Annotated in this window: 14 protein-coding genes; 6 read left to right on the top strand and 8 right to left on the bottom strand. The window is 66.2% G+C overall.

Features of this window, described 5'->3' with window-relative positions:
• Positions 1 to 10: 10 nt before the first annotated feature.
• Positions 11 to 3,082 carry a formate dehydrogenase-N subunit alpha gene (gene fdnG, locus MBR110_RS16770; protein WP_080957658.1) on the bottom strand — a complete coding sequence of 1,024 codons (3,072 nt, stop codon included), beginning with the start codon at positions 3,080 to 3,082 and terminating at the stop codon, positions 11 to 13.
• Positions 3,083 to 3,234: 152 nt separating this feature from the next.
• Here fdnG and MBR110_RS16765 point away from each other — a divergent pair, with 152 nt between their 5' ends.
• From MBR110_RS16765 to MBR110_RS16750, 4 genes are all read left to right on the top strand, one after another.
• Entirely contained in the window at positions 3,235 to 4,167 is a 933-nt protein-coding gene (locus tag MBR110_RS16765; protein WP_034195030.1) for a YihY/virulence factor BrkB family protein, read from the top strand.
• An 82-nt stretch (positions 4,168 to 4,249) separates the two neighbouring features.
• On the top strand, positions 4,250 to 4,504 hold the full coding sequence (locus MBR110_RS16760; protein WP_124260004.1) for a hypothetical protein: 255 nt from the start codon (positions 4,250 to 4,252) through the stop codon (positions 4,502 to 4,504).
• A gap of 61 nt (positions 4,505 to 4,565) precedes the next feature.
• Positions 4,566 to 5,732, top strand: coding sequence for a porin (locus tag MBR110_RS16755; RefSeq protein WP_034195029.1), 1,167 nt, complete (start codon positions 4,566 to 4,568; stop codon positions 5,730 to 5,732).
• 355 nt (positions 5,733 to 6,087) lie between these two features.
• Complete coding sequence (locus tag MBR110_RS16750; RefSeq protein WP_014725175.1) at positions 6,088 to 6,561, top strand: VOC family protein; 474 nt, start codon at positions 6,088 to 6,090, stop codon at positions 6,559 to 6,561.
• Between the two features lie 231 nt (positions 6,562 to 6,792).
• Here the strand turns inward: MBR110_RS16750 and MBR110_RS16745 are convergent, their stop codons facing one another.
• Positions 6,793 to 7,242 (bottom strand): HU family DNA-binding protein, encoded by a 450-nt coding sequence (locus tag MBR110_RS16745; RefSeq protein WP_011881780.1) that lies wholly within the window; start codon positions 7,240 to 7,242, stop codon positions 6,793 to 6,795.
• 280 nt (positions 7,243 to 7,522) lie between these two features.
• On the opposite strand from MBR110_RS16745, the gene MBR110_RS16740 reads away from it, so the two are divergent.
• Complete coding sequence (locus tag MBR110_RS16740; protein WP_181709426.1) at positions 7,523 to 8,641, top strand: acyltransferase family protein; 1,119 nt, start codon at positions 7,523 to 7,525, stop codon at positions 8,639 to 8,641.
• Between the two features lie 729 nt (positions 8,642 to 9,370).
• Here MBR110_RS16740 and galU read toward each other — a convergent pair.
• Positions 9,371 to 10,258 carry a UTP--glucose-1-phosphate uridylyltransferase GalU gene (galU, locus tag MBR110_RS16735; RefSeq protein WP_011881778.1) on the bottom strand — a complete coding sequence of 296 codons (888 nt, stop codon included), beginning with the start codon at positions 10,256 to 10,258 and terminating at the stop codon, positions 9,371 to 9,373.
• Between the two features lie 227 nt (positions 10,259 to 10,485).
• Positions 10,486 to 10,629 carry a hypothetical protein gene (locus MBR110_RS16730; RefSeq protein ID WP_011881777.1) on the bottom strand — a complete coding sequence of 48 codons (144 nt, stop codon included), beginning with the start codon at positions 10,627 to 10,629 and terminating at the stop codon, positions 10,486 to 10,488.
• A gap of 214 nt (positions 10,630 to 10,843) precedes the next feature.
• Here MBR110_RS16730 and MBR110_RS16725 point away from each other — a divergent pair, with 214 nt between their 5' ends.
• Complete coding sequence (locus tag MBR110_RS16725) at positions 10,844 to 12,019, top strand: acyltransferase family protein (RefSeq protein ID WP_011881776.1); 1,176 nt, start codon at positions 10,844 to 10,846, stop codon at positions 12,017 to 12,019.
• A gap of 626 nt (positions 12,020 to 12,645) precedes the next feature.
• Here MBR110_RS16725 and MBR110_RS16720 read toward each other — a convergent pair.
• The 4 genes from MBR110_RS16720 to MBR110_RS16705 all read right to left on the bottom strand — a co-directional run bounded on the left by MBR110_RS16720 (position 12,646) and on the right by MBR110_RS16705 (position 19,187).
• Positions 12,646 to 15,099, bottom strand: a complete 2,454-nt coding sequence (locus MBR110_RS16720) for a glycosyltransferase family 4 protein (protein WP_011881775.1) — start codon at positions 15,097 to 15,099, stop codon at positions 12,646 to 12,648.
• Entirely contained in the window at positions 15,096 to 16,562 is a 1,467-nt protein-coding gene (locus tag MBR110_RS16715) for a flippase (protein WP_014725181.1), read from the bottom strand. Before MBR110_RS16715 ends, MBR110_RS16720 begins: the two co-directional genes overlap by 4 nt.
• Positions 16,563 to 16,580: 18 nt before the next feature.
• Positions 16,581 to 18,773, bottom strand: a complete 2,193-nt coding sequence (locus MBR110_RS16710; RefSeq protein ID WP_014725182.1) for a hypothetical protein — start codon at positions 18,771 to 18,773, stop codon at positions 16,581 to 16,583.
• Positions 18,774 to 18,896: 123 nt separating this feature from the next.
• Positions 18,897 to 19,187 (bottom strand): hypothetical protein, encoded by a 291-nt coding sequence (locus tag MBR110_RS16705; RefSeq protein ID WP_155630318.1) that lies wholly within the window; start codon positions 19,185 to 19,187, stop codon positions 18,897 to 18,899.
• Positions 19,188 to 19,211: the final 24 nt, after the last annotated feature.

Raw genomic sequence — 19,211 nt, 5'->3', positions numbered from 1 at the left:
CTCTTTCCCCTTACGCCTTTTCGACCTTCACCAGGAACGACTTGAATTCCGGTGTGTACGAGTTGCCGTCGCCGACGGACGGAGTCAGGGTGTTCGCGAGATAGCCGGGCTTCGCCACTCCCTTGAAGCCCCAGTGCAACGGCACGCCGACCGTCTGGACCTTCTTGCCGTCGATCGTCAGCGGTTTGATCCGCTTCGTGACGAGCGCGACCGCGACGATGTAGCCGCGCTTGGACGACACCTTCACGCGATCGCCGTGCGCGACGCCGACTTCCTTCGCGAGGTCTTCGCCGATCTCGACGAATTGCTCGGGCTGGATGATCGCGTTCAGCCGCGCATGCTTGGTCCAGTAATGGAAATGCTCGGTGAGGCGGTACGTCGTCGCGACGTGCGGGAACTCCGACACCTTGCCGAACGACGCGCGGTCGTCCGCGAACACGCGGGCGGCCGGGTTGTTCAGCGCCTGCGGGTTGTCGGGGTGCAGCGGGTTCGCGGCGAGCGGCGTCTCGAACGGCTCGTAGTGCTCGGGGAACGGGCCTTCGTTCATCGCCGCGCGCGCAAAGAAGCGCGCGACGCCTTCCGGATTCATGATGAACGGCCCCATCCCGTTCTCCGGCGGCTCGTCGGCCTTGAAGTCCGGCACGTCGGCGCCCTTCCACGCGCTGCCGTTCCAGCCGATCAGCTTGCGGGTCGGGTCGAACGGCTTGCCGCTCACGTCGCACGACGCGCGGTTGTACAGGATCCGCCGGTTGGCCGGCCACGCCCACGCCCAGTTCAGCGTCTGGCCGATGCCGGTCGGATCGGCGTTGTCGCGTCGCGCCATCTGGTTGCCGGCCTGCGTCCACGCGCCGCAGAATATCCAGCAGCCGCTCGCGGTCGTGCCGTCGTCCTTCAGCTGCGCGAACGCGGCGAGCTGCTCGCCCTTCTTCACGAGCGTCTTCGTCGGATCCTTCGGGTCGGGCAAGTCGGCGAGCGCACGGCCGTTGAACTCCATCGCCAGTTCTTCGGGCGTCGGGCTCTCCGGGTTCGCGTACGGCCACGTGAGGTTCACGATCGGGTCCGGGTACTTGCCGCCCTCCGCCTGGTACATCTTGCGCATCCGCAGGAACAGCCCCGACATGATCTCGAGATCGCTGCGCGCCTCGCCCGGCGGCTCCGCGCCCTTCCAGTGCCATTGGAGCACGCGGCTCGAACTGACGAGCGAGCCGTTCTCCTCGGCGAAGCACGTGGTCGGCAGCCGGAACACCTCGGTCTGGATCTTCGACGCGTCGACGTCGTTGAAATCGCCGTGCGGCTTCCAGAATTCGGACGTCTCGGTCGCGAGCGGGTCCATCACCACCAGCCACTTCAGCCTGGCGAGCCCGGCGGCCGTCTTCGCCTTCGACGGCGCGGCCGCGAGCGGGTTGAAGCCCTGGCAGATGTAGCCGTTCATCTTGCCCGCACTCATCAGCTCGATTGCCTGCAGCAGGTCGTACTGCTTGTCGAGCTTCGGCAGGTAGTCGTACGCCCAGTTGTTGTCGGCGCTGGCCGCGTCGCCCCACCACGACTTCATGAAACTGACGTGGAACGCCTTGTAGTTCTTCCAGTAGCTGAGCTGGTTCGGCCGCAGCGGCTGCTGCGCGCGCTTCTTGATATAGCCGTCGAAGTCCTGCTCGGCCTGCATCGGGAGCGTCATGTAACCGGGCAGCAGGTTCGACATCAACCCGAGATCCGTCAGCCCCTGGATGTTCGAGTGGCCGCGCAGCGCGTTCATCCCGCCGCCGGCGATGCCGATGTTGCCGAGCAGCAGCTGCACCATCGCGCCGGTGCGGATGATCTGCGCGCCGATCGAATGGTGGGTCCAGCCGAGCGCGTACAGCACCGTGCCGGCGCGGCCGGGCACGGCCGTGGTCGCGAGCATCTCGCACACCTTCAGGAATTTCTCCTTCGGCGTGCCGCACACCTGCTGGACGAGCTCGGCCGTATAGCGCCCGTAGTGCTGCTTCAGCAGGTTGTAGACGCAGCGCGGATGCTGCAGCGTCGGGTCGACCTTCACGAAGCCGTCGTCGCCGCGCTCGTAGTCCCAGCTGGACTTGTCGGGGTACGCGTGCTTCTCGGCGTCGTAGCCGGAATAGATGCCGTCGTTGAACGCGAAATCCTCGCGCACGATGAACGAGAAGTCCGTGTAGTTCTTCACGTACTCATGCTGGATCTTGTCGTTCGTCAGCAGATAGTTGATGACGCCGCCCAGAAAGACGATGTCGGTGCCGGTGCGGATCGGCGCGTAATAGTCGGCGACCGACGCCGTACGCGTAAAGCGCGGGTCGACGACGATCAGTCGCGCCTTGCGGTGCGCCTTCGCCTCCGTCACCCACTTGAAACCGCACGGATGGGCCTCGGCTGCATTGCCGCCCATCACGAGAATCACGTCCGCGTTCTTGATGTCGACCCAATGGTTCGTCATCGCTCCACGGCCAAACGTCGGGGCAAGACCTGCCACCGTCGGGCCATGTCAGACACGCGCCTGATTGTCGAATACGAGCATTCCGAGGCTGCGCACAGCCTTGTGCGTCAGGTAGCCGACTTCGTTGCTGCCCGCCGATGCGGCCAGCATGCCGGTGGTCAGCCAGCGGTTGACCCTGGCGCCGTCGTCGGTCGTCTCGACGAAATTCGCGTCGCGGTCGGCCTTCATCAGCTTCGCGATGCGGTCGAGCGCGTCGCCCCACGAGATGGGCTGCCACGTGTCCGAGCCCGGCGCGCGGTACTCGGGACGCGTCAGGCGGTTCGGGCTGTGGATGAAGTCGATCAGGCTCGCACCCTTCGGGCACAGCGTGCCGCGATTGACCGGATGGTCGGGGTCGCCTTCGATGTGGATGATGCTCGACTGCGCGTTCTTCGCGCCATCGCCGAGGCCGTACATCAGGATGCCGCAACCGACTGAGCAATACGGACAGGTGTTGCGCGTTTCGACTGTGCGCGCCAGCTTGTACTGTCGGACTTCGGCGAGCGCTTGCGTCGGAGAAAAGCCCAGCAGGGCAAGACTCGATCCGGCAAGCGACGTGGCCGTCACCTTCAGGAACTGGCGCCGGGACATTTGTAGCATGGTGGTCTCGGGCGTTTTTGTGGGGTTGGGGTGAAGCTGAAAGGAATTATAGACAGTTCAGGCAACTATGATCGAATCCTCGGATCAATACCGATATGCCCGCCCCACCGACGCCCCGCGTTCACCCGCGTTCATCAACAGACCGAACCGTCATGAAACGACCGATCACGTCCGAAGCCACCCGTCTCGCGCAGCAGCAGGCGAACTGGGCACTCAACGCGTTCAAGCGCTTCTCCTCCGACCGCTGCTCGGCGATGGCCGCCAGCATCGCGTTCTTCTCGGCGTTCTCGCTCGCGCCGACGCTCGTGATGGTGATCGCGGTGGCCGGCTGGTTCTTCGGCGACGACGCCGCGCGCGGCCAGGTGTTCGAGCAGGCGCACCAGCTGATCGGCGACGATGCGGCGGCCAGCATCCAGACGATCGTGCAGAACGCGCATCGCGCGGGCAGCAGCGGCGGCATCGCCACGCTGATTTCGTTCGCGGCGCTCGCGATCGGCGCGTCGGCGACGTTCGCGTCGCTGAACACCGCGCTGAGCGTGATCTGGCCGAGCACCGAAAACCGCTGGTCGAGCATGCTCGGGCTCGTGCGCGTGCGGCTGGTGTCGTTCGGGCTGGTGCTCGGCGTCGCCTTCCTGCTGATCGTGTCGCTGGTGCTCGACACGGCGATCACGTTCGTCGGCACCTGGCTGCTCGGCGATTCGCCATACGTATTCATCACCAACGTGCTGCAGTTCTTCGTCGGCATCGCGGTGCTGGCCGGCGCGTTCGCCGCGTTGATGAAGTTCCTGCCCGACGCGCGCGTCGCGTGGCGCGACGCCATGGTCGGCGGAGTCGTGTCGGCCATCCTGTTCTCTGGCGGCAAGAAGCTGTTCGCGCTGTATCTGGCGCGGGCCGGCACGGCGAGCGCGTTCGGTGCGGCCGGGTCGTTCGCGGTGCTGCTGATGTGGCTGTACTTCTCGGCGGCCGTGCTGCTGCTCGGGGCTGAATTCGCGGCCGCGCGCGGCGATGCGCATCGCCGCGGCGACCCGCTGCCCGCTGCATCGGCGCCGCCGCAGCCTCCCGCCAAGCGCGCGCCCGGCAACTGACGCCGTAGCGGCCGCGTGCCATTACGCGAACGCGCAGCGTTTCGCAAGCCCCGCGCCGTCGCCCCTTTCGTGACGCGTTGAGATGCCGTTTGCATCGCGTGCCGCCGCCATCTGCATCGGCAAACGTTTGCACACTTCGATTTCTGTGCACACAACGGCGAAATACGTGCTGTTGCTGCACGGCGCATCAACTGTTGCAACAATCGCAGCGCACAACTTGTCAACTGTTTCAAAAACAGGAACAGTTGTTGATGTGCTTGATATATATGGATTTTTTCGCTCTGTTACCTTTTGGAGACACTTTATTTTTTGGGCTTTCTTGCCCGTATTGCACTGAGCTATTCTCCAATCCGCAACAAATAACGAATCACGAATCACTTGCGTGGAGATACTCAACGATGAAGAAACTTGCTCTCTCGACCCTGTCGCTGGCCCTGCTGGGCGCAGCCGGCGCCGCTCACGCTCAATCGAGCGTCACGCTGTACGGCGTGATCGACACGTCGATCACCTACATTCACGGTAACGCTGGTCAAGGCAACAATTCGTGGTCGATGGGCAGCGGCAACCTGCAAGGTGCCCGCTGGGGCCTGAAGGGTACCGAAGACCTCGGTGGCGGCCTGAAGGCAATCTTCCAGGTGGAAAACGGCTTCAACTCGACGAACGGCGCACTGGGCCAAGGCCAGCGCATGTTCGGCCGCCAGGCATTCGTCGGCCTGCAGAGCGACCAGTACGGTACGCTGACGCTCGGCCGCCAGTACGACCCGCTGGTCGACCTGGTTCAGGCAGTGACGGCTGACAACTACTTCGGCAGCGTGTTCGCTACGCCGGGCGACGTCGACAACAACGACAACAGCCTGCGCGTCAGCAACGCGATCAAGTACACGTCGCCGGTCTGGGGCGGTCTGCAATTCGAAGGCATGTACGCACTCGGCGGCGTCGCTGGCGCAACCGGCAAGGGCCAGACGTGGGCAGCGGCAGCAGCCTACAACAACGGCCCGCTCGGCGTGGCTGCAGGCTACTTCCACGCAAGCAACTCGGCAGGCCTGGATCCGACCACCGGCAAGCGTGTGGGCTGGGCGGGCACGTCGGACGAGATCTTCGACGGTGATTCGGGCTCGTCGGTCATCAACAACGCATTCCGCTCGGCGTCGTCGATCGGCATCGCTCAGGTTGCCGCGCAGTACGCGTTCGGCCCGGTCACGGTTGGCGCCGGCTACAGCAACGCACAGTACAAGGCAGACGCGAACTCGACGTTCGGCACGAACCAGAAGTACAACACGGGTCGCGCATTCGTCACGTACCAGGCATCGGCACCGCTGCTGCTGGGCCTCGGCTACATCTACACGAAGGGCAACGGCAACAACAACGGCAAGTACCATCAGGTTTCGCTCGGCGCCGACTACTCGCTGTCGAAGCGCACGGACGTCTACCTGGTCGGCGCGTACCAGCACGCCAGCGGCAAGAACTCGGACGGCAGCGATGCGCAAGCGTCGATCGGCTCGTACGGCGTCGCCGGCACGAGCTCGCAGGAAATCGTCGCACTCGGCCTGCGCCACAAGTTCTAAGAAGTACGTTTCCGGTGTGCATGGCGTCTTCGACGCCATGTCGCCGAACTGCAAAACCAGCCCCGGCTTCGGCCGCGGCTGGTTTTTTTTCGTCCCGTGCGTGGCGGCGCGATGTCGGCCGCCCGATGCGCGTCCTGTGACGGACAGTATCGGCGGCGTTCGACAGCGGCGCTCGGGCCGTCTGTCGCGTGCCTGAGCGCATGCCGAACCCGTGCCCGGCACTACGTGTTGCCGGCGTCCGCCCGAACCTGAACCGCGTATGCTGCCAGCTGTCGATTTCGACGTACGTCGTGCGTCGTAACGATGGCGGGAGGCGAATTGCCAGCCTTCCCCGACACCTGACAGGAGACGCTCGATGACGATTCAGAAGATCACGCCGTTCCTCTGGTATACGACCGAAGCCGAAGAGGCCGCGGCGTTCTATGCGGGCATTTTCCCGAACTCGCGGGTCGTGCGCGTCACCGCGGTACAGGGGACCGCCGGCACGCGGATGGTCGAATTCGAACTGTTCGGCCAGCCGTTCATCGCGATGAGCCATCCGCGCACCGAGACGTTCAACCACACGGTTTCGCTGATGGTCAGTTGCGCGGACCAGGCCGAGCTCGACCGCTACTGGAGCGCGCTGCTCGACAACGGCGGCACCGCCGACGGCTGCGGCTGGCTGCGCGACCGGTTCGGCGTGTCGTGGCAGATCGTGCCGGACGCGCTGATCCCGATGATGGCCGATCGCGACACGGTCAAGGCCGGGCGCGTGGCCGCCGCGATGATGCAGATGACGAAGTTCGACGTTGCCGCGTTGCAGGCTGCCTACGCCGGCACGGCGAACTGACGCCAGCCGCCGCGCGCGTGCCGCCGGCTACTGCATACTGCAGCGCGTCGCGTTCGCCACGTGCGCAGCGCGCGCGAGCGCATCGGTCGGCGCGAGCGCATCGCGTCGTGCCGCACACGATCGGCCGCGCGGCCGACGCCATCAATGAAAAATCCCCGCACGCTTTCGCGTACGGGGATCGTCGGACGTTGCAACGGTCGCCGGCGTGGACGCGGCGACCGTCACGCTGCATTACGCAGCAGCGTCCTTCAGCTTCTTCAGCGCACGTGCCTTGACGCGCACGCTGGCCGGCTTCGCCGGGAACCAGCGCTCTTCGCCCGAGAACGGATCCTTGCCGAAGCGCTTCTTCTTCGCCGGCACGACTTGCGCCGTGATCTTCAGCAGACCCGGCAGCGTGAATTCGCCCGCGCCCTTCTTGTGGATCGAGCCCAGCACGACGTTCTCGAGTGCGACGAGCACTGCCTTGACCGCCTTCACTTCGACAGCTGCGCGCTCAGCGATGTGCGTTGCGAGCGATGCCTTCGTGAACTTGTCCTTCAGCGGCGTCGGAGCGGCCGGTGCTGCCTTCGCGGCAGCCTTCTTGGCCACTACTTTCTTCGCGGGCGCAGCCTTTTTGGCAGCCACTTTCTTGGTGGCCGGTGCGGCAGCCTTCTTGGCCACCTTTTTTGCGGAAGTCGCCATGTTTCTCCTACCAGGTGTGGTCGTTGGATACACGAAGCGTGCAACGCGCGCGCTTCAACGCCGGATTCTACAAGCGCGTCGACGCTTCGTGGAGTACTTTTGTGCGTTTTCGCGGGGTTTCCCGCAGGTTTTGTTGCGCTCGACCGACTTCGCCGACGTTCGAGCATCGAAAAACGCCTGCACGTATGCGTCGAACGCAGTGCTCGAACGCAGCCGAACGCGAATTACGTTCGATATTTGCGCACCTATACTGGCCTCGCTCAGTGCCCCGGATGCCTTCATGCGCGAAGTCAGATACGTCAAAGGACTCGACGGCCTGCGAGCCATCGCCGTCATTCTCGTTTTCCTGTCCCACAAGGGCCACGTCCTCGCCGTCGACGTGGGCAAGCTCGGTGTGTGGACGTTCTTCTTCATCAGCGGATTCCTGATCGTCGGCGAACTGCATCGCAACCGTCAGGCGATCGAATGCGGCACGATGACGCGCCGTCATGCGCTCGCGCTGTTCCTCGCGAAGCGCGCGCTGCGGATCTTTCCCGTCTACTACCTGCTGCTCGCCGCGCTCGCGATCGCGCACGCGCTGTTCTACCAGCGCGGCGTCAAACTCGGCCTCGCGTGGCACGCGACGTTCCTGTCCAATTACTGGATCGGCGTCGTCAAGGACGGCTGGCCGGGCTCCACGTCGCACTTCTGGAGCCTCGCGGTCGAGCAGCAGTTCTATCTGATCGCGCCGCTCACGCTGCTCGCGGTGCCGGCCGCGCGCCATGTCGCGCTCGGCATCGCGGCCGTCGCGCTGTGTGCGCTCGCGCATCTCGCGCTGTATGCGGTCGATGCATCGCCGGTGCTGATCTACGCGTTTTCGCCGTGGAATTTCGCGCTGATCGCACTGGGCGGCGTGGGTGCGATGGCGCTCGCGGATCACGGCCGCGGCGTCCTGCGTCGCGTGCCGCCGGGATGGGTCGGCGCGGCGGGCGTCGTGTTCTTCCTCGTGCTGCCCGCGCTCACGCCGCTGCCGGACGTCGTCACGGGGCTCGCGGATCTCGGCCTGTCGGCGTCGCTCGGCTCGCTGATGCTGTGGATCGTCACCGAGCCGGACCATCCGGCCGTCGCGCTGCTCGACTGGGCGCCGCTCGTCTACCTCGGCACGATCAGCTACGGCTTCTACCTGTTCCACAACCTGGTGCCGGCGCGCTTCGGCACGATGCCCGCGCTGTTCGCGCGCGTGCCGATGCCCGCGTTCGTGCGCGACGCGCTGCCCGAGCTGCTGCAGTTCGCGCTCGCCGTGCTGCTCGCTCATCTGTCGTGGCGCTACCTCGAAAAGCGCCTGCTCGACTTCAAGAAGCCGATCGCCGCGATGCTCGCGCGGTACTTCGTGGCGCGGCCGAGCGCGTCTGCGCGCTGACGGAATACCGGGCCGCGGTGGCGGTGCTGCAATCGCGCGGCGCTGTGGGCGGTTGATAGCGAGCCTGCCTAACGTTGCCGCGATGGATTTGTTGCGTACGGGTTCCGTGCCGACGTGCTCGAACCGACATGCGCATCCCGCCGTGCGCGCCGGCGGATGCGGCTCGACGTGCGCGCTTCGATGGGTGCATCGCGAGATGTGCGTCCTGGCATATGCGACCGACCGGTGCGTCCCGATGTGCGTATCCCAACATAGAGGCCCTGACGGGTGCATCCCTACACGCGCCCACGTGCTCGTCCCGATGTGTGTCCCGACACGGCCGACCCGACAGGTGGGTTCCGACATATGCCTCCCGACGCGTGTGTCCCGCCGGGTAGGCTCTGGCGTGCGTGTCCCGACGTGGCCGCCCCGACGTGTGTCTCCCGACATATGCGTCCCGACATGTCCGTGCGGACGTGTGTGCCCCCATGTGCGCGTCCCGACGCGCGCACCCGCCACGCACCCCACCCCGCGGCGCGCAGCCGGTCGCGACACGCAACGCAGCGGCCCGGCAGCCGCACGCGTAGCCCACTCCCCCGGACAGCGGCCGATCGACCGCGCGCATGACGCGCCCACCACCCCACCGTTGCCACCGCATCGCACGTACGCACGCAAAAATGCCCCGGCGCGCGAAGCGGCCGGGGCCAACGGAACAACCACCACCTGAAACAGCGAAAGGAGCGGGGCTACTTATGCGACGGCAGCGAGCGCCGGCAGACAGGTACGCAGATACGCCTCGAATTCGCGGCTCACTTCCGGATGCTGAAGCGCGAACTCGACGGTTGCCTTCAGGTAGCCGAGCTTGCTGCCGCAATCGAAACGCGTGCCGTAGTAGCGGTACGCGAGCACCTGTTCGTTCGCGAGCAGCGACTGCACGGCGTCGGTGAGCTGCAGCTCGCCGCCCGCGCCCGGCTTGATCCGGCGCAGATGATCGAAGATCGTCGGCATGAACACGTAGCGGCCGACCACGCCGAGGTTCGACGGCGCATCTTCCGGCGCCGGCTTCTCGATGATGCCCGCCAGCTTGATGATGTCCTCTTCCCATTCGCGGCCCTCGACGACGCCGTACGAGCGGCTGTCCTCGCGCGCGATCGTCTCGACCCCGATCACCGAGCTGTGGTAGTGGTCGAACACGTCGACGAGCTGCTTGAGCACCGGCTGCTCGCCGTGCAGCAGATCGTCCGCGAGAATCACCGCGAACGGCTCGCCGTGCACGAGCTTTTCCGCGCACAGCACCGCATGGCCGAGCCCGAGCGCTTCCGGCTGACGCACGTAGAAGCAGTCCACGTTGCTCGGCTTGATGCCGCGCACGAGCTCGAGCAGCTTTTCCTTGCCGCGCGCCTCGAGTTCCGCCTCGATTTCGTATGACTTGTCGAAATGATCCTCGATCGCGCGCTTGCTGCGCCCCGTCACGAAGATCATCTCCGTGATACCTGCGTTGATCGCTTCCTCGACCGCGTACTGGATCAGCGGCTTGTCCACGACAGGCAGCATTTCCTTCGGGCTCGCCTTCGTTGCTGGGAGGAACCGCGTGCCGAGACCGGCAACGGGGAACACGGCCTTGGTGACTTTCAACATGTTCGCATCCTGATTGCGTTGAATGCGCCGCGTCGCCCAGCGACCCGGCGCGAATGTTTTGCGGGCGGTTTATCGGGAACCGGCGGCGCGGCCAATTCCAATCCGCATGTTTTCGATATGGACCGATTATCCGGCCATCCGGAAAACCGATAATTCATAATCCGGTCGATATTGCCGCATACGGCATCGCTACGGAAACAAATTACCGATTCTCCGGATACAAATAGTTACGATTCGAATTCCTCGATATACGGGACGCCGCCCCGTTCGACGCCGGGGCGAATCGGCTCGTTCTTCAGCGCCTCGCGGTAGGCCGACAGCACGGCCATGACCAGCAGTACCGCTGCGCTCGCGATCCAATGCATATCCATCTTGCCGCTCCTTTGCATCAATCATCCGGATCTTCAAACTATCAGAAAAAAATCCGCAAATAATTGCACCCCGTCCGAACCCGCTTTCACCCCGATATAAAACCACGATCCGAAATACGGTTATTCGCCGGCGGGATTTTTTTATTGATTCGCTCGAATTCTTGCGCATTACGATCGGACCATCCCCTTCATCCGTCGCAAGGATTCGAATCGCATGCAAGCATTCAGCGGATCGCCTTTGACTGCGCCGCCCGTCGCCGATCACAAGGAACACGTGATCGACGCGATGCGCGGGTTCGCGGCGCTGCTCGTCGCCTATTTTCATTGCCGGCAGGTCGTCTGGGTCGGCATGCAAGGCTTCCATCGCGCTTACGGCCACGCGCTCGACCCGAGCGTGATCGTCGGCTATCTGACGTTCCCGTTCGCGTGGGGGTCGGCCGGCGTGCCGATCTTCTTCGTGATCAGCGGCTACTGCATACACCGCAACGCGGCGCTCAAGCTCGCGGCCAACCCGGCGTACCGGCTCGATGCGCCGAACTTCTGGGCGCGCCGCTTCGCGCGCATCTATCCGGTGCTGCTCGCCGCGCTGCTGTTCACGCTCGCGATGGATGCGATCAGCCTGCAGATCGCGCCGGTCAGCCACAAGATCCGCGACATCGGGCTCAGCGCATTCGTCGTGAACCTGCTGTCGCTGCAGGGCGTCGCGGGCTACACGTACGGCTCGAACGGCGCGCTGTGGACGCTGTCGCTCGAGGTGCAGTTCTATGTGATCTATCCGCTGCTGTTCGCGCTGCGCCGGCGCGTCGGGATGCCGGCGATCGTGGCGGCCGTCGCGCTGGTGAACGTCGCGTCGGCGTGGCTGCTCGAGCGGCACGATCTGCAGTTCTTCACGTCGTACTGGCTGTCGTGGACGGTCGGCGCGTGGATCGCCGACGTGCGCGCCCAGCCCGCGCGCGGCGCGACCGCCGTGCCGTCGCGCTGGTGGTACGGCGCGGCCGCGCTGTTGCTCGCCGCCGGTTGCGGCGCGTTCCACTTCGGCCAGTACGGCGCGTTCCAGCTGTGGGCGGCCGGCTTCGCGTGCTTCCTGTACCGCGCGCTCGCGTGCCCGCCGCGCCCGACGCCGCTGCTGCGGCTGCTCGGCTGGTTCGGCGACTTCAGCTATTCGCTGTATCTGATCCACCTGCCGCTGTTCGTGTGCCTCGGCTCGGTGCTGTTCCACTCGGAATTGCAGCTGTCGATCTGGCCGTCGTTCGGCTTCATGGCCGCCGCGATTCCGGTCGCGTATCTGTTCTACCGGCTGTTCGAACGCCCGGCGATGACGTGGTCGGCGAGCCTCAAGCCCGCGCGTACGGCGCGCGCCGTCGCGCCGACGCCCGAACAGGCTGCCTGAACGCGGCACTCCCGCTCGGCCCGACTTCGGCCGGGCGGCGCCGTTTCAGCGGCAGCGCGGCGATCCGCCCGCCAAGGTGCGTCGCGATGGGGCGGACAGATGGCGCTTGCAGCGTCGGCGAAGCGCTGGGCTTGGATGGCATGCTGTCCTGCGTACGCTTGGATAGCATGCACACGCCGGCGCGCAAGCTCCACGCACGTGCATGCAGGCGCCACGCGGAACCGCCACGACGCCGGCCGGACCGCTGCACGACAGTTGCCGGGGTTGCCGGGGTTGCCGCTGTTGCCCCAGAGGCGGACCGAGCCGGCTCTGCATCAGCGCCGCCTTCCGGCCGCGTCTCGTGCTACCCCGCAAACGACCACTCGCTCCCGCCCACAGCCACGCGTCGGCTGCCCCGACGCGGCACATAGAAACCAAAGCGGAACCAGAAGCAAAACCGCACCCGCCGAGAGAGCACCGATCGACGAGCCGGCGTTGCGCATCTTCGACTACGGCTACGATGACGCCCCGCGCGCCGCATCGTGCGCGCCAAACAACAAGAGGCCCTCATGCAGCGCACCACTGCATGAGGGCCCCTCCTCGCCGCCTCGTGCCGACAAGAATCGACACGCCTCGACGCCTCGCGCCTAGCGCTTCTTCGCCTTCGCCGCCTTCGCCGTATCGGCGAGGATCTTCTCGACCCGCTCGACATAGGTTTCGGTGCCGAACCGGCGCACCGCGGTCGCCCGCCCGCTCGCGACCAGCCGCTCGCGCAGCGCGCCGTCGTGCTTGAGCCTGCCGAGCGCATCGGCCAGCGCGGCCGCGTTGCCGGGCTCGCACAGCAAGCCGTTCTCGCCGTCCTCGATGATCTCGACGACGCCGCCCGCCCGCGCCGCGACCACCGGCCGCCGCGCCAGCATCCCCTCGACGATCACGCGCCCGAACGGCTCCGGCGTGATCGACGTGTGCGCGACCATGTCGACCGCCTTCATGCATGCGGCCACGTCGCGCTGGAACCCGAGGAAGTGCACGCGATCGCCCATCCGGTGCCGCGCGACCGTCTCGTGCAGCTGCGCCGCGTACTCGTCCTCGCCGAACAGCGGCGCGCCGACCAGCACGACGTGCATGTCGGGATGGCGCGTCGCGGCCTCCAGCAGCAGATGCTGCCCCTTCCAGTGCGCGAGCCGGCTGAACGAGCCCACCAGCCACGCGTGCTCCGGCAGCCCGAAGCGCGCGCGCAGCGCGGCCTGGCTGACGTTCTCCAGCGCGTCGAACGGTCCGGCCGAGATGCCGTTGAACACCACGTCGACGTGCTGCGGCGTGAAGCCGGTCAACGCACGGAACGCCTGCGCGGACGCGTCCGAGTTCGCGATCACGCGCGTGATGCCGAACCGCGCGCAATACTTGATCGCTTTCAGCTGCTTGCCGCCGAAATGGTCGCCGCTGACGATGTCGCGCAGATGCCAGACCACCGGCTTGCGCGCGAGCCGCCCGGCCAGCGCCGCGACCACCATCGCGCGCTGCGTGTTCGCGTAGATCACTTCCGCACGGCGCGCGCGCCGCGCCACGTTGCGCACGAGCGCGACGAGCTGCTTCAACGCGCCGGCCGACACGCCGCCCTGCTTGCGCACGCCGGCCAGCGCGCCCTGGTCGAGCACGTCGACGCGCGCGCCGATCTCGCCTAGCGCCGCGCGAAACGGGCCGTCGTCGAACAGCAGCACGTCGGCGTTCGCGCGCATGTGCTTCATGATCTCCAGCAGCGACAGCTCCGCGCCGCCGAGCACGCCGCTCTGGTCCAGCACGAGCGTCGCCGGGCCGCGCGCGACCGGCAGCGGCGCGACGGCCGTGCTGCGCTGCGCGGTCGAGCCCGGCAGCGCCGCCTCGACGTAGTCGAGAAAGCGCTGCCTGAACGTGTCGGCGGAGAAGCGCTCGGCGTTCGCGCGGCACGCACGCGGCGCGAAGCGCTGCGGCGCCCGCTCGAACTCGTCGACCGCCGCGACGATCGCATGCGGCGTCTGTTCGTCGAAGAACAACCCGGTCGGATGCGCGTGCGAGGTCGGCTCGAGCACCGTTTCGAGCGCGCCGCCCTTGCCGTACGCGATGACCGGCGTGCCGCACGCCTGCGCCTCGACCACCGAGATTCCGAAATCCTCCTCGGCCGCGAACACGAACGCCTTCGCGCGCCGCATCCGGTCATGCAGCACCGCGAACGGCTGGTAACCCATGATCTCGACGTTCGGGCCGGCCTTCGCGCGGATCTTCTGCATCTCGGGGCCGTCGCCGATCACGACGAGCTTGCGCTCCGGCGTGCGCGAAAACGCTTCGACGATCAGGTCGATCTTCTTGTACGGCACCATCCGCGACGCGGTCAGGTAGAAGTCGTCCTTCACGTCGTTCAGCGAGAAGCCGTCGACGTCCACCGGCGGAAAGATCACCGCCGCGTCGCGGTGGTACACCTTGCGGATGCGCCGCGCGATGAACGCGGAGTTCGCGATGAAGCCGTCCACCGCGTTCGCGGTGCGCGTGTCCCAGTTGCGGATGTAATGCAGGATCATCCGCGCGAGCAGCGACTTCGGCCCGTGCGTCAGATTCGATTGCTCCAGATACTGATGCTGCAGGTCCCACGCATAGCGGATCGGCGAATGCACGTAGCTGATGTGCAGCTGGTCCGGGCCGGTCAGCACGCCCTTCGCGACCGCATGGCTGCTGGAGATCACGAGGTCGTAGTCGGACACGTCGAGCTGCTCGATCGCGAGCGGCATCAGCGGCAGGTAGCTGCGGTACTTGGTGCGCGCGAACGGCAGCTTCTGGATGAACGAAGTCGTCACGGGCTTGCCGCGCACGAACGCGCGGTCGTCGAGGAAATCGACGAGGCTGAACAGGTCCGCGTCGGGAAAGCACGCGATGATCTGTTCGAGCACGCGCTCGGCGCCCGCATACGTGACGAGCCAGTCGTGGACGATCGCGACGCGCAGCGGACGCGACGCATCGCGTGCGCTCGCGCGAGCGGGCGCTTCGGTGCGGCGCAGTACGGCATCGCCGGCCGCGGCCGCGTCGGCCGTGGCGAAGTTCAAGGCGTGTTCCGCCAGATCGCGATTCATACGGTTTTCCTCGCATTGAGACGGACGAACAGGTCGCGCACGAGCGCGCGCAGCCCAGGAGTCATCGTGAGCGACCACGCCAGGTTCAGCACGAGCACGACGGCGCACAGGCCGATCGACTCGCCGAGCCCCGACCATGCTTGCGCGAGCAGCAGGCTCGCGAGCAGGAAGGCGAGGTGCGCGAGCATGTCGAGCACGATCGCGCGCATCCGGATGGCCGACAGGTAGAGCAGCACGCCGTAGTCGACCAGCGCGCGCACGGCGACGACCACCGCCGCGCCGATCAGCCCGAAGTGATGAATGCCGAACCACAGCGCGCCGACGAAGAACGGCATTTCGACGAGCCCCGCGAACGCGGCGCGTGCCGGATTGACCTGCGACTGGATCAGGATGCGCGTGACGCTCGCCTGCCCGACGAGCCACACGCTGATCACCAGCACGCGCCCGACCGGCGCCGAATGCGCGGCGAGATCGGCGCCGACCCACAGCGTCAGGAACGGCGCGAGCGCGAAGATCGCGACGATGCCGACCGGCGTGAACACGCCGTTCAGGAATTCGAGCGACTGGCGCGCGAGCGTGTCGGCGTGATCGCGGCCGACCGCCGACAGGCGCGGAAACAGCGTGCGCACCAGCGCGTTCGGCAGCATGTTGAGCCGCGTGACGAGGTTCTGCGGCACGGTGTAGTAGGTGACGAACTTCGCGCCCATGCCGGCGCCGAGCATCACGCGGTCGAGCGTGTCGGCGATCATGCTGGCCATGCTCGCGATCAGCATCCAGCCGCCGAAGTTGAACAGCCCTTTCGCGGTGCCCCACTGCGGCGGATCGATGCGGCGGATGCCGAGCACCTTGATGCTCGCGTGGCCGAGCATCACCGCCGCGATCAGCCGCGCGACCACCGCCGCGGCGAGCACCGTCTGCAGGTTCGGCGCGATCCACCACGCGGCGCCGAGCGGCAACAGCTGGAACAGGAACGTGCCGATCGTCTGGTTCGTGTTGAACACGCCGAAGCGTTCCGCGCCGTTGATCGCGCCGGCGAACACCCACGACACGTTCGCGAGCGGAATCGCGAGCGCGAGCCACGGCAGCGCGAGATACACCTCGTGCTGCATCGCCGCCGACACCTTCGTGAAGTACGCGGTATAGACGAACGCGCCGAAGTAGATCAGCAGGCCGCCCGCGATGCCGGTGCCGAGATTGAGCCAGAACGCGCTCCAGAACACGCGCGCGCTTTCGGCCGCATCGCCGCTCGCGAGCGCCTTCGAGATGTGGTTCTGCGCGGCCATGCTCATCCCGAGATCGAGGATCCCGAAATAACCGATCAGCGTCCACACGAGGCTGACGACGCCGTAGCGCTCCACGCCGAGTGCATGGATGTACGCAGGCACCGTGACCAGCGACACGAAGGTCGGCAGGATCAGCCCGATGAAGTTGATCGAAACGTTCTTGAGTATGCCTTTGTCCATGCTCTTGCCTATCGGCCGTTACGGTTTCCAGCGGTACATCAGCACCTTGCCGCGCGCGTCTTCCTCGACGAACACCAGGTATTCGCCGTTCTCGCGCCGGAACGCGCTGATGCCGAACGGCACGTCGACCCAGCCCGACGCGCGGCCGACCTCCGCACCGGGGCTCATCACGCCCACTTCCTTGCCGGTTTCCTTGTCGTACACGTGGATCTTCCCGACCGGCTCGACCGTGAAGAGGTAGCGGCCCTCGACGGTGATCCCGATCAGATCGAAGATCGGCTTCGCGTCGAGCTGCCACGGCAACGCGACCTGGTAGCGCAGCACCGGCGAGCCGCTCGACCATTTGTCGAAGCGCACCAGCACGCGGCCGACCTCCTTGTTGATGCCCGGTTGCGGCGGCGCGTCCGCGGTATAGCCGGTCACGTACAGCGTGTCGGTCTGCGGCTCGTAGAGCGCGCGGCGCAGCTGCGTGAACGGCTGCGGCATCGGATAGGTCGTGACCTTGTCGTACGAATAGATCGGGTTGCCGGCCTTGTCGACGCCGCCGTAAGCGAAGCGATGGATGCCGCGCACGTCGCTCGTGCGCCAGATGTCGCCCTTCGTGTCGACCCACCAGCCCCAGCCGCCCGCCTTCGCCTTGCCGGTCGTGTTGATCGTGAATTCGTCGGCGTCGAGCCGGCCGTTGCCGTTCGCATCGCGCCAGATCCAGTCGCCGCCCGGCGGCTTGTTCGGCACCTTGTCGACCGGCCGCGCGCGGCCCGCGATCAGCCCCGACGGAATCGCGACCTCGCCGTCGCGCTTGGCGTCGAAGCGGTAGATCTTCAGGTGATCGGCGTACATGTCGGTCAGGTACAGGAACGTGCGACCGTCGAGGCGGCGCGCGAACGGCATGCCCGGATACTGGTCCGTGTGGAACACCGGGTCGTCCGGATACTTGAAGCGGTTGGACAGGAACCCGACGTATTTCCAGTCCTGCCCCGGCGGCTTCGACAGGTCGAGCTCGAAGCGCTTGTTGCCCGTGTACACGCTGTTCGGCCGCGCGGGATCGAGCCACGCGCCGTCGACGAACAGCAGCCCCTGCACCTGCCAGCGCAGCTTGCCGTCGGGCGTGTAGCTTTCGAGCACCGCGCCGAGCCCGGCGCCGATCGTGTCGTGGCGCGGCCCGATGCCGTTCATCGACACGTACACGTTGCCGGCGCGATCGACGCCGACACCGGTCAAGCCGTTGAAGCGCTGCGGCCCCGGCCGCCCCGGCACCGGGCCGGCAAAGATGCCGCCGCGCTCGCCGAGCGTGCCGGACGGCGCATAGCCGTGGCCGCCCTTCGAAAAAATCAGCACCTGCTGGCGCGGGCCGTTGTCCGCGATCAGCACGCGCCCTTTCGCATCGACCGCCACGTCCACCGCCGCGGTGCCTTCGGGCAGCGCGGGCGCGTCGTCGAGCTTGCGGCCGTCGGCGCGCACGTGCGCGAGCCGCGCGGGGCCGGTGAGCGTGTCGGTCAGCAGCCACAGCGTGCCGTCGCCGGCCAGCGCGATGCGGCCCGGCTCGTGCGCGCTCCAGGTGGCCTTCTTCTGCATCGTGTCGGCGTCGTACACGTCGACTTCGTCGTGCGTCGGGTTCGTCGCGAACAGCGTCTTGTCGTCCGCGGCGAGGCCGCCCACTTCGGCCTTCGACTCGCCCACCTCCGAGCGCGCCGGCGCCGCCACCTCGTTCATCACCATGAAGCTCGCGGCCATCCGTGCGCGGCCTGCATCGGCGCGCCCGCCGGGCGCGACCTGCGGCGCCGCGCGAAACGGCGCGGGCTGTTTCATGTCGCCGAGCGTGCGCCGTGAAATGCCGAACCACTGCTTGCCCTTGTCCGGCCAGATGCCGGGCGACTGCAGATGGCCGCGCTCGTTGCCGACGCCGATCGCGACGTACGCGTACTTGCCGTTGACCGCGACCGCGCTGCCGCCGAGGTTGCCCCAGCCGTGCGTGCCGCCGGCGAAGCCGAGCATCTTGCCGTCCTGATAGACGCTCGCTTCAGCGCCGCTCTCGTCCCACGGCGCGTTCGTATACACCTTGCCGTCGGGCGTGACCGCGATCGCGCGGATATCGATCTGCGTCCAGCTGCCGTCGCCATAGCCGAACGTATTGCCGATCCACGACGTGGTCGCGGGCAACACGTTTTCGGCCGGGGCGGCGCTCGCCGCGAGCGCCGCGCATACGGCCATGCCAACCAGAATCACACGTCGCAATGCGCTCTCCAGACTCGATGCAAAAGCGACCGGCGGCGCGGCAAAAAGGCCCGTGCAAACGCCCTGTCACTAAATGGGTTTCAAACGTCGCGATGCAGGTTACAAGCAAAAATAATCACAAGAAATTTGGAAATATTTGGGGATGTTTCCGTATGAAATATCTCGCGACGCGCAGCAAAGAAATGGCGGGAATGCGGCAATAACGACCGCGTGTTGGTTCGGCGTCCCGTAGAAAATGCCGCATCGGCCCGCCACATGGGGCTCACGGACTGCAAACCTTTCATGCAGCGCACGAATTGCGCGCAATTCGAATCTTTCCAGGCGAATAAATGAGCTGCGTTTTTTTGCCGATTTCTTTTCCCTAGAATCGATTTCGATTCGATATTTCATTTAAACGCATGGATTACGTTCACG

The organism is Burkholderia sp. MBR-1 (assembly GCF_013822785.1).
GTDB classification, from domain to species: domain Bacteria; phylum Pseudomonadota; class Gammaproteobacteria; order Burkholderiales; family Burkholderiaceae; genus Burkholderia; species Burkholderia vietnamiensis.
Note: the sequence above shows the minus strand (reverse complement) of the source record. Positions and strands in the feature narration are given on the sequence as shown.